Here is a 17,104-nt window from a genome sequence, read left to right as displayed (position 1 = left end):
GCGAGGGGGACCGATTGCGGCGGCCGGTCGTCGATCATGGGTGGGGTGTCCGCGGACGGCGGACAGGACCGGGAATCCGGGAAGGGAACACTTCATGACCGACGCGCTCGCACAGATCCTGACGGCTGCCGCACACGGGCGGTTCCCGCCGCCGGACGGGTCCACGACCGTCGTGGCACAGCCGAACGCACGGGACGCCGGGGTGCTGGCATTCACCGCGCACTCGGTGGTGTTCACCGACGAGGATCCGGACTGGGTGCGGGCCACGCTGGCCGCCACCCCGGGCGATGCGCTCGCCGCGACGATGAACCCGCACTTCCTGGGCGCGCTCCTGGCCCGCACCGGACGGCACATGAACACCATCGATCTGCTCACGGTCGCGGGCGCGCTGCCGGGCGAGCCGGAGATCGGACTCCGCGAGATCGAGGACCCGGAACACCCGCGGGTGGCGCGGGCGATGAAGTTCCGCGACGAGGTCCGGGTCTGGGCCGCCGACGGCGGGGTGCTGATCCTCGGCCGTGGGGTCGCCGGGCGCTGGGAGACGGCGATCGAGGTGGCGCAGGAGGCGCGCGGCCTGCGGCTCGGGGAGCGGCTGGCGCGGGCGGCCCGGCACCTGGTGCCGGACGAGGTGGTGTGGGCGCAGCAGTCGCCGGGGAACGCCCGCAGTGTGCGGACGTTCCAGGCAGCGGGCTACCGGCCGGTGGGCTCGGAGGCGCTGCTGGTCGCGGGCTGAGAGCCTGTCGGGCGACCTTCGATCGGACGGCAGGCTCTGAGTCACGGACTCTGCGACGGGTCAGCGGAAGACGCCGGTGTGGCCGAGCGAGTAGCGGCCCGGCTGCGGATAGACGGCGAGGCCGTGCGGCCCGCTGCCCACCGGGATCCGGGCGAGCTGCTTTCCGGTGGCCGTGTCGATCGCGTACACCTCGGCGTTGTAACGCCCTGACAGCCAGAGGACCTTGCCGTCCGACGAGACACCGCCCATGTCCGGGCTGCCGCCGTTCGGCAGGTGCCACTTCTTCGTGAGCTTGTTCTTGGCGAAGTCGAAGATGGAGATGGATCCTTCGCCGCGGTTGGAGATGTACATCACCTTGGAGTCCCGGCTGACGTACAGTCCGTGGGCCCCCTTGCCGGTGGGCAGCAGCTTCGGGGTGGTGAACCTCTTCCCGTCCAGCACCCACATGCCGTTGGCGACCATGTCCGCGATGTAGAACCTGCTGCCGTCCGGCGACAGCTTCACGTCCTGTGGCATGGCGCCCTTGAACGGCAGCTTCTGCTGGTCGACAACCTTCATCTTCGCCGTGTCGACCTTGAGGAGTTCGCCGGAGAACTCGCAGGAGACGATGAAGTACCGGCCGTCCATCGAGAAGTCGGCGTGGTTGACGCCCGCGCAGTCGACCGGGACGGTCCGGTCCGTCTTCATGGTGCGGGCATCGCGGAAGACAAGCTCACGGTCCATCGAGGCCATGACCACGGCGTACTTGCCGTCCGGCGTGAAGTACAGGTTGTACGGGTCGGAGACGGGGACCTTCTTGCCGGTCTTCCCGGTGGCCGGGTCGATGGGCGTGAGACTGTCGCCGAGGTCGTTGTTGACCCAGAGCGTCTTCAGGTCCCAGGACGGGACGACGTGCTGCGGCTGGTGTCCGACCGGGATGGTCTTGATGACCTTGTACGTCTTCGGGTCGATCACCGACACCGTGTTGGAGTTGGTGTTGGGCACGTAGATCCGTGCCGGGAAGTCCTTGACGGCCGGCGACATCTTTCCGGGCCGGTCGGCCGCGTACACGTCCTTGGGATCGAGCACCGGCGGCATCCCGGCGAGTCCGGGCGGCGTGGCGCGTCCGGGGGCGGCTTGCTCCGGGGTGGCCTTCCCCGCGCCGGGTGGGGGCGCGGCGGCCTCGGTGTCGGCGGCCTCGGCCTTCCCCTTCTCGGCAGGGGTGCCACAGCCCGTGAGGACGGCGATGAGGATGCCGCCGAGCAGGGCCGCGGTGCGCTTGGTGGTGGTGAGCATCAGGTCAGCAGCTCCGTGGTCGTCACCGCGCGCAGTCCGCGGCGGTCGATTTCGGTGAGGAGGACCGGCAGTGCGGCGACCGTGTCCGCGTAGCCGAAATGCAGGCTCACCACCGATCCGTTCCGGATCTCCCCGGTGACCTTGCGGGTGACGGCCGCGGCGCCGGGAGAGGTGAAGTCGAGGGAGTCCACGTCGTACGAGAGGACGTGCGGGTAGCCCGCCCGCTGCGCGAGGCGCTGGACGAGCGGGGTGGCGGACCGGGTGCGCGAGGGACGGAACCAGGTGCCGATGGAGCCGGTGAGCCGGCGCAGCCGTTGGGCGCAGCCGGTGATCTCCGCATACGCCTCGGCCTCGCCCATCGCCGAGATGTCGACATGGTGCTGGGTGTGGTTGCCGAGGTCATGGCCGCCGTCGAGGATCCGGCGGGCCATGTCGGGGTGCTCGTCGAGCCAGCTGCCGACGGCGAGGACGGTGATCCGGGCATGGGCCCGTTCCGCCTCGGCGAGCACGGTCCGGGCGATGGCGGGGTCACCCTGGCCGTGGAAGGTGAGGGCGACGCGGGCCCGGTTGCGAGGACCGTGGTCGATCTGGACCGGCTGCCCGGGGAAGCGGTGCGGGGCGGGCGCGGGGTGCGGGGCGGGGCGCCTCGCACCCATGGGGGTCGTCGCGGAGGTGGTGGCCGGCGTCGTCGCCGAAGTGCTGACGGCGCCGCGTTCGTCCGTACATCCCACCGCAAGAACACCGGCCAGGGCTGCCCCTGCGCCCGCGCGCAGTGTGCTGCGGCGGTGCACCGGCGTCTCGGAGGCCTTCATGGGCAGAACAGTAGGTGCGAAATGTCAGAAAGATAACAAGCGCCCATGTTCACGCCCTTCTCCGGACCGCGAGGGGAGTGCCACCAATGGCTCGATTACTCGATGATTCACCCACCGAACCACATAATCATTCACGCATTGCCAGGCCAGTGACCCATCACACCTGCGATTCACCGGCAAAGAGTCACAATGTGACCATATTTATCCGATTAGTTCCTTTGGATCCCGAGTCGCCCATCTGCCATAGTCGGTTCCACGACCCCCATTGACCCGGGCCAGGTCGTCCAGAGCGGCCGTGAACACACCCCCCATTTCACGGTCCCCACACAGAAGCCCCCGCAGCGCCGTACCACGGCAGACCGGGGGCTTCTGCGTGTCGTGCCGGGGCGGCGTCACAGAGGGTGCGGGAGCGGGGGCGCCGGATCGGCTCAGCGGTCGGAGATCCGCATCTCGAACCAGGTGGTCTTGCCGCGCGGCAACAGATCCACGCCCCAGCGGTCGGAGAGTTTGTCGACGAGAAAGAGCCCGCGGCCACTGATGTCCGTCTCCTGGACCGGCATGAGGCACGGCAGCCCACGCGAGGGGTCGCGCACCTCGATCCGGATCCAGCCTCGACGACGCAGCAACCGCAGCCCGAAAACGCGCGCGCCCGTGTGCCGTACCGCATTGCCGACGAGTTCCGAGACGAGCAGAACGGCATGCTCGGCGGTCTGCGGGGAAAGCACCCACTGACGCAGCACCACGCAGGAGGTGAGCCGCCGAGCGGTGGCCGCGGACTCCGGACGGGAGGGCAGCCGGACTTCGCCCTCTGCGGGATTCCCGAACAACTCCATTGCCTTGAACGCCTGTTCGTCCTCGACGGCCGGCATCCAGCGTGCCGCAGTCGCACCGCTGCGTTGTCGCGGCTGTTCCACACCCTCCAGGCCCGCCATGCCCACCATCATGGCTGCACGGCGGGCACTCCGGGGCCGTTCCGAGGGAATCCCTACCCGGAATAGGACATTCCGTAGTGGTCGGTAGGCATATGCCAGTGGCAGAATGTGACGCTCGATATCGCCGCTGACCTGCGCGTATGCCCCGTCCTCGCGGGGTTGCCCGGGTCATCCGAGCGCTGGGCCTCAAGGTTCTCTCAAGGCTCAGCCAATCCGCCCGCACGGATGAATCCGCGGCGGTCTGTGCCCAACTGGCATTCGGTCAGAGGAACTTGGCCTTGCCCGGTCCTTCTTCGACAAAGCTGCGCATACCGCGCTCACGGTCCTCGGTGGCGAACAGACCGGCGAACCAATTCCGCTCGATCGTGAGACCGGTGTCGATGTCCGTCTCCAGCCCAGCGTCGACCGACTCCTTCGCCGCGCGCAGCGCGAGAGCCGGCCCCTTGGCCAGCCGGGCGGCCCAGGCGTGCGCCTGCTCGTACACCTCGGCCGCGGGCACCACGCGGTCCACCAGGCCGATCGCCAGCGCCTCCTGTGCCTTCACATGACGGCCGGTGAAGATCAGGTCCTTGGCCTTGGACGGGCCGATCAGCCGGGCCAGCCGCTGAGTGCCGCCCGCGCCGGGAATCAGGCCGAGCAGGATCTCGGGCTGGCCCAGCTTCGCGTTGTCGGCGGCGATCCGGAAGTCGGCGCAGAGCGCCAGCTCGCAGCCGCCGCCGAGCGCATAACCGGTGACGGCGGCGACGACGGGCTTGGGGATGCGGGCCACCACGGTGAAGGAGTCCTGCAGCGCCTTGGACCGCACCACCATCGCCGTGTGGTCCATCGCCTGCATCTCCTTGATGTCCGCGCCCGCCGCGAACACCTTCTCGCCACCGTAGAGGACGACGGCGCGCACATCGTCGCGCCGGGTCGCCTCTTCGGCGAGTTCACGCAGCCGGTCCTGGGTGGCGACGTCCAGGGCGTTCATGGGCGGACGGTCCAGCCGGATCGTGCCGACGCCGTCGCTTGCTTCGAGGGTTACGGTCATGAGAGGCAGGTTAACCGTCGCTAACGACGGCGGGCCCGGTGCTGTTGGTCACAGCACCGGGCCCGCCGTCATGTCGTGCTTCGCGAACTACTTGGTCCACTCCGCCCAGTCCATGTTCCAGCCGTTGAGGCCGTTGTCCGGCTGGATGGTCTTGTCGTGGGAGTTCTTCACGATCACGACGTCGCCGATGAGCGAGTGGTCGAAGAACCAGGCAGCCGGGGTCTTCTTGCTCCAGGCGCCGCGCACGTCCTGCAGACCGACGCAGCCGTGGCTGGTGTTGGTCGAACCGAAGACGTAGGACGCGCCCCAGTAGTTGCCGTGGATGAAGGTGCCCGACGTGGACAGACGCATCGCGTGCGGCACGTCCTTGATGTCGTACTCGCCGCCGAAGCCGACGGTGTCGCCGTTCATCCGGGTCACCTTGAGCTTCTCGCTGATGACCATCTGGCCGTTGTACGTGGTGGTCGCAGGGGCGCCCGCGGAGATCGGGATGTTCTTGATCTGCTTGCCGTCACGGACGACCTTCATCCGGTGTGTGCTCGCGTCGACATGGCTGACCTGGCTGCGGCCGATGGTGAACGAGACCGTCTTGGCCTGCTTGCCGTAGACCCCCGGACGTCCCTCGACGCCGTCGAGGTTGAGCTTCACGGTCACCTTGGTGCCCGCGGCCCAGTACTTCTCCGGGCGGAAGTCCAGGCGGTCGTTGCCGAACCAGTGGCCCTCGATCTGTACCGCCGGCTCCGCCGTCACCTTGATGGCCCTCTCGACCGCGTCGGGGGCGGTGATACCGCGGGTGAAGTGGATCGAGACCGGCATGCCGACGCCGACCGTGGAACCGTCCTCCGGCGTGTACTGCCCGATGAAGGTGTTCTTCGGAACCAGCGTGGTGAACGTGGTGTCCTTGGCCGACTCACGGCCCTTGGTGTCCTTGGCGATCGCGTGGACCGTGTACTTCGTCGCCGCGGCCAGGTGCTGCTCGGGCTCCCAGCTCGCGCCGTCCGCCGCGATCTTGCCCTCGACCTCGGCACCCTTGGGGTCCGCGACCTTGACCGTGGTCAGCTTGCCCTGCTCGGCGGAGATCTTCAGCGCTCCGCTGGTGGCGACCGAGTCGGCACCGTCCTTGGGCGCGACGGTCACCACCGCCTGCGAGGCGGTCGTGTCCGCGCTCCTGCCCCCGCCGCTGTTCCCGCCCTTGTCCCCGGCGTCGGTGTCTCCCCCGCCGCACGCCGTCACCAGCAACAGCAGCGCACCCAGTACCAGAGCCAGCAGTCCGGTGGTCCCCCGACCACGCCGCCCGCTGTCCGCCCCGGCCGATGTCCCCGATATCGGCTGCCCGTTCAATGTGGTTGTCTCCCCTCACACGGCCTGGCCCCGCCATGGCCCTGGGAGCCTGCAGGCTCCTACCCCCGCGCGCTGCACACGCACGCTAGCGAAAGATAATCACACGGACCTTTGAGAGATCCCCCCGTGGATGTCACCGTTCAGTCCCAAGTTGTCCCAGGACTTCACCAGGTGACGCCTGGTAGGGCGTGAAGGTGCCGGTCGGCCCGGCCCTGTTCCGGACACCCTCGGAGGTCCCGGGGAACATCGGCGCAGACGTGTTTCAGCGGAGCGCGGAGCCCGCCTTCCACCGGGTCCGGTTCAGGTTCCGGCCGCCGAGCCCGTTGTCCGGCGCCACGTGCCTGTCCTTGGAGTTGACGACCTCGATGACATCCCCGACGGGCGTCCGCCCGAAGAACCATCCGGCCGGTGTACTTCGCAGCCGGGCCGAGCCGCCCCGAGGCGCCACGCGGGCTCCAGGACATAGCGTCCCGCGCGATCCGGCCCGGCACCTCCCGCTCCCGTGCGTCCTCGGTCTGCGTCACCGTGACGCGCTCCAGCCGACCGTCGGGGACCTTCACCACGATCCGGGCATCCGGACCGATGTTCTTGGCCCGGTCCTGCGGGGGTGATCCTGATCGCGTCCCGCGGCGACCTCGGCTTCCCGCGGTGAAGGATTCCGCATGGGTGCAGCCGGTCAGTACGGACAGCACGGCCAGTACAGCGAGCGGTCCTCCCCGTCTCAGCGTGGTGACCGCGCTCGCCCCTGCCTTCTTGGCGTTGTGGTTCATGTCCCCCCGACGACCAGGGCCGGTCGGGGGAAACGTGAGTGCGGGCCCCGCCGTGGGCAGAACAGAAGGGAGGACCACATTCGGGGAGCCGCGGCCGGGACGCCGCGCGCTCCTCTTCGGCGCCGGGTCCGGATGAGCCGCGGGAGGCTGAGAGGTGTCGAGCGCAGCCGAGCAGGAGGCAGTGCCGCAGTCGGTCAGGACAGCGCTGGAACGGACATCGGAGGAGACAGGGGCCGAGGCGGGGACCGGCCCGGCGGCACGTCGGGCGCTCGCCGACAGGCAGCGGCCGCCGGCCGTGTGGCCGGGTGCGCCGATGCCGCTCGGAGCCCGTTTCCGGGTGGGTCCGGACGCGGTGGCGGGCACCAACTTCGCGCTCTGGGCGGGCGGGGCCGAGGCGGTCGAGCTCTGCCTCTTCGACGAGGAGGGGAACGAGACACGCCTCCCGCTGACCGAGCTGACCCATGAGATCTGGCACGGTTTCGTGCCGGGCGTACGGCCGGGTCAGCGCTACGGCTACCGGGTGCACGGCCGCTGGGACCCGTGGACGGGCGCCCGCTGGAACGCGGCGAAACTGCTGCTGGATCCGTACGCACGTGCGGTGGACGGCTCGTTCACCCTGCCGGCCGAGGTCTACGGCCATGTGAGGGACTGGCCGCAGCAGCATGTCGCCGACACCGTCCGGGACGAACGGGACTCCGCTCCGTACGTACCGAAGGGTGTCGTCGTCCACGATGACGACGACTGGGCGGAGGACCGGCGGCCCAAGACCCCGTGGGCCGACTCCGTCATCTACGAACTGCATGTGCGTGGCTTCACCAAGCGGCACCCGGGGATCCCGGAGGAGCTCCGGGGTACGTACGCCGGACTCGCCCACCCGGCGGCCATCGGCCATCTGACGCGGCTCGGCGTGACGGCGGTGGAGCTGCTGCCGGTGCATCAATTCGCCCACGAGGACCATCTGCTGCGGCGCGGCCTGCGCAACTACTGGGGCTACAACTCCATCGGCTACTTCGCCCCGCACGCGGACTACTCGGCGAGCGGGACGGGAGGCCAGCAGGTCGGCGAGTTCAAACGGATGGTGCGGGCGCTGCACGACGCCGGGATCGAGGTCATCCTCGACGTGGTCTACAACCACACGGCGGAGGCGGGTGAGCTGGGCCCGATGCTGTCCCTGCGCGGCATCGACAACCGCGGCTACTACCGGCTCCAGTCCGACGCCCGGCGGTACACCGACTACACCGGCTGCGGAAACACCCTGCATGTGGTGCAGCCGCATGTGCTGCGGCTGATCACGGACTCGCTGCGGTACTGGGTCACCGAGATGGGCGTCGACGGCTTCCGCTTCGATCTGGCGGCGGCGCTGGCCCGCTCGATGCACGACGTCGACATGCTGTCCCCGTTCCTCGCGGTGATCGCCCAGGACCCGGTGCTGCGCCGGGTGAAGCTGATCGCGGAGCCGTGGGACGTCGGCAACGGCGGCTACCAGGTCGGCGCCTTCCCCCCGCTGTGGACGGAGTGGAACGACCGCTACCGGGACGCCGTGCGGGACTTCTGGCGCGGCGCCCTGCCCGACGTACGGGATCTCGGCTACCGGCTGACCGGATCCAGTGATCTCTACGCGTGGGGCGGCCGCCGCCCGTACGCCTCGGTCAACTTCATCACCGCGCACGACGGCTTCACACTGCGCGATCTGGTCAGTTACGAGCAGAAGCACAACGAGGCCAACGGCGAGGGCAACCGGGACGGCACGTCGGACAACCGGGCCTGGAACTGCGGCGCCGAGGGCGCGACCGACGCCCCCGGCATCAACGCGCTGCGCCGCCGCCAGTTGCGCAACATGCTCACCACGCTGCTGCTGTCGACCGGGGTGCCGATGCTGGTCGCGGGCGACGAGATGGGGCGTACGCAAGGCGGCAACAACAACGCGTACTGCCAGGACAACGAGGTGAGCTGGCTGGACTGGTCCCTGCGCGACCAGCCCCAGTGGCGGGAGCTGACCGAACTGACGGCCCGGCTGCTCGCACTGCGCCACACCCATCCGGTGCTGCGCCGCCGGGCGTTCTTCTCCGGCCGGGCACAGGCCGAGGACGGGCTGCGGGACCTCGCGTGGTTCACCCGGCAGGGTACGGAGATGACGGAGGCGGACTGGTACGCACCGGCCGCGACGGTCGGCCTCTATCTCTCCGGGCGCGACATCCCGGGCCGGGACGCGCGCGGCGAACAGGTCACGGACGACAGCTTCCTGGCCATCCTGCACGCCGCCGACCACCCGATCGGCTTCCGGCTTCCCGGGCCGCCGTGGGCGCAGGCGTACGAACTGGTGCTGGACACCTCGCGGGAGGACCAGTCCACCGCTCCGGGGACCGTGCACCGCGGCTCCGAGATGCTGACGGTGCCGGCGAGGGCGGTGGTGCTGCTGCGCGTCAGGGAGTGATGCGGAACAGGGCGGACGGCCGGGGTCAGCCGAGGATGCCGCGCTCGTATGCGGTCGCGACGGCGGCGGCGCGGTCCTTGGCCCCCAGTTTCGCGAAGATGTGCGTGAGATGGGTCTTCACCGTTGCCTCGCTGATGAACAGTTCGGCGGCGATCTCCCGGTTCGAGGTGCCCTTGGCGACCAGTTCGAGCACCTCGCGCTCGCGAGCGGACAGCGCCTCGTGGCCCGCGGTCCCGGGGGCACGTACCCGCGAGACGAGCCGGGAGGCGACTGCGGGCGACAGCACGGTACGTCCGTCGGCGGCGGCGCGAACGGCGTTGAACAACTCGTCGCGGGGCGCGTCCTTGAGCAGATAGCCGGTCGCGCCCGCCTCGATCGCGGGCAGCGTGTCGGAGTCGGTGTCGTACGTGGTCAGAACGAGCACCTTGGACCGGGTGCCGCGCCCGGTCAGTTCGGCGATCGCGGCGACTCCGCCCCCGCCCGGCATACGCAGGTCCATCAGAACGACATCGGGGTCGAGCCGGGCCACGAGGTCGACGCCCTCCACCCCGTTCGACGCCTCCCCGAGGACCCGGAAGCCCGGGGCCGAGTCGAACATGCCGCGCAGACCGTCCCGTACGACGGGGTGGTCGTCGACGACGACGAGCGTGATGACGCGTGCGGAATCCTCAGCCATGGCAGGCCAACCGTACTGGTCATCGGCTGTGCTGAACCAGTGGCACCCGGGCGCAGACCGCCGTGCCGCGGCCCGGCTCCGTCTCCACCTCGACGGTGCCCGCGATGCGTTCGGCGCGGGCCCGCATGCCGCCGAGCCCGAAACCGCCCGCGCCGCTGTACGGCGGCAGGGCGGCCGGGTCGAAGCCGCAGCCGTCGTCCCGTACGTCCAGGGTCAGTTCGTCGCCCATGAAGGACAGGGTGATGCCGACCCGTGCGGCCCGGGCATGGCGGCCGGCGTTGGCGAGGGCTTCCTCTGCGATACGGAGCAAGGTGGCGGCTATCTCGTCGTGGACCGGCTCGGCGGTACCGGTGACCGTGAACTCGGCCCGGACCCCGTGGCGTTCGGCCCAGCCGGTGACCGTCTTCTTCAGCGCGCCCGGAAGGTCGTCGTGCTCCAGTGCGGCGGGGACCAGATCGTGCACCGAGCGACGCGCCTCGCCCAGGCTGTGCCGGGCCAGTGCGGCGGCACGGTCGAGGTGCTGCCTGGCCAGAGCGGGATCGGTGTCGGCGACCGAGGTCACCACCTGGAGCTGGGCGATGATGCCGGTCAGGCCCTGGGCGAGCGTGTCGTGGATCTCGACGGCGAGGCGGCGCCGCTCGTCGGCGACGCCCGCCTCGCGCGCCTGGACGAGAAGTTGGGCGTGCAGGCCCGCGTTCTCCGCGAGGGCCTGTTCGAGACGGGCGTTGGCGGACTCCAGATCGGCGATGGTGTCGACCTGGTTGCGGGCGTGCTCGGCCTCCCGGTCGCCGATCTGGGCGAACACCATCGTGAGAGTCCCATGCAGGGCAAGGAGGATGCCGAAGGCAATCCAGTTCATGAGAGTGTCCGGCGGGAGACCACTGCCGCACTGCGAGCCCGCCATGATGACGGCGGTGGCGAGCAGGCCGGCCCGGACGGCCCGATCCGGGAGCAGCCGGCCCGCGTCGAAGTAGCCGAGCACCGCGAACATCGAGAAGAACGGGTTGCACCAGGTCAGGGCGAAGGCGAGCAGGGTGCGGGCGACAAAGTAGAACTGCGCCGCCCGCGACTTCGGGGTAACACCCGGCCGCACCCGCCCCCACCAGAGCTGGAGGACGAGCGCCACCGGAACCAGTACCGCGACGGCGTACACGTCCGCGCGGGACATGATGAGGTCGGCGGCCACGGCCGAGACCGCGGTGCCCAGGCCGAGCAGACCGTACGGCCCGTACCGGAAGAACCGATCCCCCAACTGCGCGGCCGTCGTCGGTCCGGTTGTGGTCGCCTCAGCCATGTCCCCCGCGTTCATGGGTGAAGTCTCCCCCGGAACCGGTCACTCCCATCGGAACAGACGGGTCGCGAGCAGGGTCACCAGGGCCGCCCACAGCGCCATCACGCCCAGCTGGGCCCAGCCGGGCCAGCCGCCGGACGCCGCCCGGTCCAGCGCCTGGGAGGCCGCGCCGAACGGGGTGACCTGAACGATGCGCCGAAGGGTGTCGGGCATGGTCTGCACCGGGATCCAGACCCCGGCGGTGAACATCATCACGAGGTTGGCGACCGAGCCGATGGCGGCGGAGGCCTTGGTGGTGCGGGAGAGCGCACAGAGCAGCGCGCCGAGGCTGAGGACGCTCGCGGTCGCCAGGAGCAGCGCCAGGACGTAGCCGAAAGGCTGTCCGGGCAGCCTCACGCCGAAGACGGTGCGGCCGACGGCCGTCACCAGCGCGGCGGAGCCGAGGGCCGCGGCGCCGTGCAGGGCGATCTGCGCGGTGAGCAGGGCGGACGGCGGCACCGGAGTGGTCGACATCCGGCGCAGGATCCCGCGCTCGCGGTAGCCGGTGAGAATGGGCGGCATGGCCCCGATCCCGGCCATGATCATGGCGAGCAGCACCGACACCGGTACGTACAGATCGACGACGCGGCGGCCACCGAGCGCGTCGTCGGGGTCCCGGAAGGACGGGATCAGGCCGAGGATCGTCAGCAGCGCGGTCGGGAAGACGAGGATCCAGAACAGGCTGCCGGGTTCGCGGAGGAAGAGCCGTGTCTCGGTCCTGAGTACCGCTGCCCATGGGCTGGTCGCGGTCCGTGCCTTGGCCGGGTTCGCCGTGGTCATCTCAGGCCGCCTGTTCTGTGAGGTCGAGGAAGGCGTCGTCCAGAGTGGCCTCGGTGACGCGGAGTCGGTGTGCGGTGATGCGGTGGCGGGCCAGCAGCGAGATGACCGCGTTGACCGTCTCGTCGGTGCCGTTGATGACGATCCGGCCGTCGATCTGCTCGACGGAGACCGCCTCGGGCAGCAGGCACAGCTCGGTGTCGTCGAGCGGCTGAGACGGCGTGAAGGAGATGACCGTGGAGCTGCCCGCCTTGCTGATCAGACCGGACGGGGTGTCGAGGGCCACGACCTTCCCCTGGTCGATCACCGCGATCCGGTCGCAGAGTCGTTGCGCCTCCTCCATGAAATGAGTGACGAGGAGGACGGTCACACCACTGTCCCGTACCTCTTCGATCAGCTGCCAGGTGTCACGGCGGGCCCGCGGATCAAGTCCGGTGGTCAGCTCGTCGAGCACCACGACCCGTGGGTTGCCGACCAGGGCGAGGGCGATGGAAAGCCGCTGCTTCTGACCGCCCGACAGCTTGGCGAAGCGCGTGGTGAGCTTGGTGTGCAGACCGAGCCGTTCGGCCAGGGTCCGCCAGTCGGCGGGGTTCGGATGGAAGGCGCTGTACAGCTCCAACGCCTCGCGGACCGTGAGCTTCGCCTGCAGCTCGCTCTCCTGGAGCTGGGCGCCCAGCAGTTGCGTCACTCGTCCGTGGTCGGCGACGGGGTCGAGTCCGGCGACCCGGACCGTACCGGAGTCGGGGATCCGCAGACCCTCGACGCATTCGACGGTCGTGGTCTTGCCCGCGCCGTTGGGGCCGAGAATCCCGAAGATCTCCCCCTCGTCGACGGCGAACGTCACTCCGTCCACCGCGGTGCGCCCGGCGTAGGCCTTGTGCACCGCGTTCACTTCGATGATTGCCATGGCTACGAGGGTCCCGTCGGGCGGGGCCGGGCGGCATCGGCCATCACGCTCGAAACGACATCAGCCGATCGGTTGACTCCGGGGTACGACCGGGCGGTCACGGGCCATCGGGGGACGGGATGTCGACAGAGCGACGAAAACCGGATGAGCGATGTCAGTGGTGAACCGTAGGCTCGCCCCTGATGCCCGAAACACATGTAGAGCCCAAGGACCGGTCCGCCGCGCGCTCCCTGCTGCGGCTGTGGCCTTACGTGCAGCCTGTACGTATCCGCCTGTCCGCGGCGGCGGCCGTGGCGATCGTCGCCTCCTGTCTCGGCCTGGTGATACCCCTCGTACTGAAGTGGATCGTGGACGGTCCGGTCGCGCATCGTGACCCGGGCGGAGTCTGGCTCGGTGCGCTGTACCTGTTGTTGCTGGGCATCGCCGAGGCACTGCTCTTCGGGCTGCGGCGATGGCTCGTGGCGCGGCCGCTGGCGGGCGTCGAGGCATCGATGCGGGCCGACCTGTACCGGCATCTGCAACGGCTGCCGGTGGCCTTCCACGACCGCTGGTCGTCCGGGCAGCTGCTGTCGCGCGGAACCACGGACCTGATGCTGCTGCGCATGTTCCTGGCATTCCCACTGACGTTTCTCCTGGTCAACGCCAGCACCATCCTGGTCGGTTTCATCATTTTGCTGGCGCAGCAGTGGACGCTGGGCCTGGTGCTGCTCGTCCCGGTCGTGCCGCTGGTGATTCTCTGCTCCGTCTTCGAGACGAAGTTCGCGGTGGTGGCGCGCAAGGCCCAGGACCAGGTCGGCGATCTGACAACGGTCGTCGAGGAGAGCGTCCTCGGCATCCGGATCATCAAGGGCTTCGGGAGGCACCGAAGCCAGGCGCTGGCCTTCCGCGGCCTCTCCCAGCGACTGCGTGGCACCGAACTCGACAAGGCCAGGCTGCTGGCCGGCATCTGGGCCCTCATCACCACGATCCCGGAGCTGGCGATCGGTGCGGCGCTGGTTCTCGGCACGATCCAGGTCGCCGACGGGGATCTCTCGGCGGGCACGCTGGTGGCGTTCCTGTCGACCGCGCTCGCGCTGCGCTGGCCGGTCGAGTCGATCGGCTTCCTTCTGGCGATGAGCCAGGAGTCGGCGACGGCGACCGAGCGGTTCTTCGAGGTGATGGATGTGGAGGAGGAGCGCGAGACCGCCGCGGGGTCTTCCCCGGCGACCTCGCAGCAGCACGCGGACGGCGGAATGGTCTTCGAAGGCGTCGAGTTCCGTTACCCCGACGCGGAGCCGGACTCCGTACCCGTACTCACCCGGATCGATCTGCGGATCCGGTCCGGCGAGACGATGGCTCTGGTCGGGGCCACGGGATCGGGGAAGACGACGCTCACCGCCCTCGTACCGAGGCTGCACGACGCCACCGCCGGGCGGATCACGCTGGACGGCACCGACATCACCACCCTGCGGCGCGAACAGCTGCGTGAGCTGGTGTCCGTGGCGTTCGAGGAGCCGACGCTCTTCTCGGCGAGCGTCGGGGAGAACGTCCTCATGGGGGCCGACGGCGCCGGCGAGGACGAGCTGCGGCGGGCGCTCTCGATCGCCCAGGCCGACTTCGTGTACGACCTGCCGGAAGGCATCCACACCCAGGTCGGCGAGCAGGGGCTCAGTCTCTCCGGCGGTCAGCGGCAGCGCCTCGCGCTGGCCCGTGCCGTCGTCGGGCAGCCGCGCTTCCTGGTGCTCGACGACCCGCTCTCGGCCCTGGACGTACATACGGAGGCGCTGGTGGAGGCCGCCCTGCGGCGCGTGCTCGAGTCGACCACGGCCATCGTGGTCGCCCACCGGCCGTCCACCGTGATGCTCGCGGACCGGGTGGCGTTGCTGTCCGAGGGCCGGATCAGCGCCGTCGGCACCCACCAGGAACTGCTGCGCAGCAACGCCGAGTACGCCTGGCTGATGTCCGGCGCCGGGGACGCGCCCGGATTCGTCTCCACCGACGGCATGCCTGCCATGGACGTCCCTGCCGAGAAGGGCAGCACCCGATGACCGATGCGACGACCGGACGCCCCGCGGAAGCAGGCGGCAGCGACGAGAACGAGCCCCTGAGCGGCTCCGACGCAACCACCGGCACTGCGGACGCGGCCAGGGGCACGGACACCCTGACCCGCGACCGGCCGGCAACAGGACCGGACGGCACCACACGGAAGGCGCCCGGGGCCGCTCCCGAACCCGGCTCCGGCGCCCAGGACCCCTTCGACCAGGACAGCCTGCCCACTCCGCGTGGCGCGACCCGCGCCCTGCTGCTGTCCCTGCTCGGCCCGCTCAGGGGCAGGGTGGTGGTGGCCGCGCTGTTCCTGCTGATCCAGCAGGCCGCGGTCCAGGCGGGCCCGCTGCTCGTCGCGTACGCGATCGACAGCGGCGTACCCGCGTTCCGCGACAAGGACTACGGACCGCTGATCGCCGTGGCCATCGGGTACGCACTGTGTTCGGCGGGCGCGGGAAGCATGCAGTACGCGTTCATCCAGGCCTCCGCCCGGATCAACCAGGACGTGCTGCTCGATCTCCGGGGGCGGATCTTCCGTCATGCGCAGGCGCTGAGCGTGGACTTCCATGAGCGCTACACCTCGGGCCGGCTGATCTCCCGGTCCACCACGGATGTGGAGTCGCTGCGGGAGCTGCTCAGCGAGGGGCTGCAGGAACTGATCGGCGTCGTGCTCTCCTTCCTCTCCATCTCGTTGATGCTGCTGTGGCTGGACGTCGGTCTCGGTGCGGTCGCCGTCCTCTCGTTCGTGCCGCTCTATCTGCTGGTGCGGCTCTACCAGCGGCGCGCCGGGGTGATCTACGCCGCCCGGTCGACAGCAATCGCAGCGGTCATCGTGAAGTTCGCGGAGACGATCAACGGGATCCGTCCCGTCCAGGCGTTCCGTCGCGAGCGCATCAACGACACAGAATTCGAGCGGCTCAATCAGCAGCACTGCCGGACGAACGGCGCCGCCTTGCTGGAGATGGCGCGCTACGTGGTCGGTTCCCGGCTGGTCGCCAACACGGCCGTCGCCGGAATCGTGCTGTGGGGTGCGTACCGAGTCGCCTCCGGGACACTCGCGCTCGGCGTGCTGGCCGCGGCCGTGCTCTACCTGCGACGGCTGTACGACCCGATCGACCGGCTCGGCATGTTCCTCAACTCCTATCAGTCGGCTGCGGCTTCGCTGGAGAAGATCGCGGGGCTGCTGGCCCAGACCCCCACCGTCCCCGAGGCGACGAACCCGCGGGAGCTGCCTGCCCGCACGGGTCAGTACCCAGGGCGGGATGTCGTCTTCGACTCGGTGAGATTCGCCTACCGCACGGGCGGCGAAGTGCTGCCCCGCTTCGATCTCGAGATCCCGGCCGGGCAGACCGTGGCCGTGGTCGGCTCCACGGGCGCCGGGAAGTCGACGCTCGCCAAGCTGCTGGCCCGGTTCTACGACCCGACCGACGGCCGGGTGCTGCTGGACGGGACGGATCTGCGTGATCTGGCCACGCCCGAACTGCGGCGCGGTGTCGTGATGGTGACCCAGGAGGCGTTCCTCTTCTCGGGGACGGTCGCCGAGAACATCGCCATCGGCCGCCCGGAGGCCTCTCGCGACGAGATCGAGCGGGCCGCGAAGGCGATCGGCGCGCACGACTTCATCAGCGGACTGCCCGACGGGTACGACACGGATGTACGCAAGAGGGGCGGGCGGATCTCGGCGGGCCAGCGCCAACTGGTCGCCTTCGCCCGCGCCCTGCTCGCGGATCCGGCGGTGCTGATCCTCGATGAAGCGACGAGCTCCCTCGATATCCCCGGCGAACGCGCCGTGCAGCGGGCCATGGACACGGTGCTGCACGGCCGCACCGCGGTCGTGATCGCCCACCGGCTGTCGACCGTGGAGATCGCGGACCGGGTGCTGGTGATGGAGTACGGCCGGATCGTGGAGGACGGCTCCCCGTCCGAACTCATCGGCGGTACGGGCCGGTTCGCCGGACTCCACCGCGCCTGGCGGGAAAGCCTGGCCTGATGCGCACACGATGCGCAATTCCAGGATGTGCTGCGCCATGACTCCGGGCAGTAACTGACCGACGTCGCCCGC

Annotated in this window: 13 protein-coding genes and 2 pseudogenes; 4 read left to right on the top strand and 11 right to left on the bottom strand. The window is 69.8% G+C overall.

Going from position 1 to position 17,104, the window contains the following annotated elements:
• Positions 1-94 precede the first annotated feature (94 nt).
• Positions 95-733, top strand: a complete 639-nt coding sequence (locus tag AB0I23_RS01730; RefSeq protein ID WP_359105895.1) for a GNAT family N-acetyltransferase — start codon at positions 95-97, stop codon at positions 731-733.
• A 60-nt stretch (positions 734-793) separates the two neighbouring features.
• Here the strand turns inward: AB0I23_RS01730 and AB0I23_RS01725 are convergent, their stop codons facing one another.
• From AB0I23_RS01725 to AB0I23_RS01695, 7 genes and pseudogenes are all read right to left on the bottom strand, one after another.
• Positions 794-2,008, bottom strand: coding sequence for a YncE family protein (locus AB0I23_RS01725; RefSeq protein ID WP_359105893.1), 1,215 nt, complete (start codon positions 2,006-2,008; stop codon positions 794-796).
• A complete protein-coding gene (locus AB0I23_RS01720; RefSeq protein ID WP_359105891.1) occupies positions 2,008-2,820 on the bottom strand; it encodes a polysaccharide deacetylase family protein in 813 nt (270 codons plus the stop codon). Before AB0I23_RS01720 ends, AB0I23_RS01725 begins: the two co-directional genes overlap by 1 nt.
• A gap of 428 nt (positions 2,821-3,248) precedes the next feature.
• Positions 3,249-3,764, bottom strand: a complete 516-nt coding sequence (locus tag AB0I23_RS01715) for an ATP-binding protein (RefSeq protein WP_359105889.1) — start codon at positions 3,762-3,764, stop codon at positions 3,249-3,251.
• 250 nt (positions 3,765-4,014) lie between these two features.
• Positions 4,015-4,782 carry an enoyl-CoA hydratase/isomerase family protein gene (locus tag AB0I23_RS01710; protein WP_359105887.1) on the bottom strand — a complete coding sequence of 256 codons (768 nt, stop codon included), beginning with the start codon at positions 4,780-4,782 and terminating at the stop codon, positions 4,015-4,017.
• 87 nt (positions 4,783-4,869) lie between these two features.
• Positions 4,870-6,123, bottom strand: coding sequence for a L,D-transpeptidase (locus tag AB0I23_RS01705; RefSeq protein WP_359105885.1), 1,254 nt, complete (start codon positions 6,121-6,123; stop codon positions 4,870-4,872).
• 262 nt (positions 6,124-6,385) lie between these two features.
• Positions 6,386-6,586, bottom strand: a pseudogene (locus AB0I23_RS01700) (hypothetical protein); the annotation flags it as partial.
• Positions 6,582-6,893: pseudogene (locus tag AB0I23_RS01695) on the bottom strand (hypothetical protein); the annotation flags it as partial. The pseudogenes AB0I23_RS01695 and AB0I23_RS01700, both read right to left, overlap by 5 nt.
• 154 nt (positions 6,894-7,047) lie before the next feature.
• On the opposite strand from AB0I23_RS01695, the gene glgX reads away from it, so the two are divergent.
• Entirely contained in the window at positions 7,048-9,327 is a 2,280-nt protein-coding gene (gene glgX / locus AB0I23_RS01690) for a glycogen debranching protein GlgX (protein WP_359105883.1), read from the top strand.
• A 25-nt stretch (positions 9,328-9,352) separates the two neighbouring features.
• Here glgX and AB0I23_RS01685 read toward each other — a convergent pair whose 3' ends face one another.
• From AB0I23_RS01685 to AB0I23_RS01670, 4 genes are read right to left on the bottom strand one after another with little or no spacing between them, the layout of a single operon-like run.
• On the bottom strand, positions 9,353-10,003 hold the full coding sequence (locus AB0I23_RS01685) for a response regulator transcription factor (RefSeq protein ID WP_359105881.1): 651 nt from the start codon (positions 10,001-10,003) through the stop codon (positions 9,353-9,355).
• 19 nt (positions 10,004-10,022) lie between these two features.
• Entirely contained in the window at positions 10,023-11,312 is a 1,290-nt protein-coding gene (locus AB0I23_RS01680; RefSeq protein ID WP_436846858.1) for a sensor histidine kinase, read from the bottom strand.
• A gap of 24 nt (positions 11,313-11,336) precedes the next feature.
• Entirely contained in the window at positions 11,337-12,113 is a 777-nt protein-coding gene (locus AB0I23_RS01675) for an ABC transporter permease (RefSeq protein ID WP_359105879.1), read from the bottom strand.
• A 1-nt stretch (position 12,114) separates the two neighbouring features.
• Positions 12,115-13,017 carry an ABC transporter ATP-binding protein gene (locus AB0I23_RS01670; protein WP_359105878.1) on the bottom strand — a complete coding sequence of 301 codons (903 nt, stop codon included), beginning with the start codon at positions 13,015-13,017 and terminating at the stop codon, positions 12,115-12,117.
• Between the two features lie 182 nt (positions 13,018-13,199).
• Here AB0I23_RS01670 and AB0I23_RS01665 point away from each other — a divergent pair, with 182 nt between their 5' ends.
• Complete coding sequence (locus tag AB0I23_RS01665) at positions 13,200-15,044, top strand: ABC transporter ATP-binding protein (protein ID WP_359105876.1); 1,845 nt, start codon at positions 13,200-13,202, stop codon at positions 15,042-15,044.
• On the top strand, positions 15,041-17,032 hold the full coding sequence (locus AB0I23_RS01660; protein ID WP_359105874.1) for an ABC transporter ATP-binding protein: 1,992 nt from the start codon (positions 15,041-15,043) through the stop codon (positions 17,030-17,032). Before AB0I23_RS01665 ends, AB0I23_RS01660 begins: the two co-directional genes overlap by 4 nt.
• The last annotated feature ends 72 nt before the right edge of the window (positions 17,033-17,104 follow it).

Source organism: Streptomyces atratus (assembly GCF_040655115.1).
In the GTDB taxonomy this organism is placed as follows: domain Bacteria; phylum Actinomycetota; class Actinomycetes; order Streptomycetales; family Streptomycetaceae; genus Streptomyces; species Streptomyces atratus_D.
This window is presented reverse-complemented; position numbering and strand designations above follow the sequence as displayed.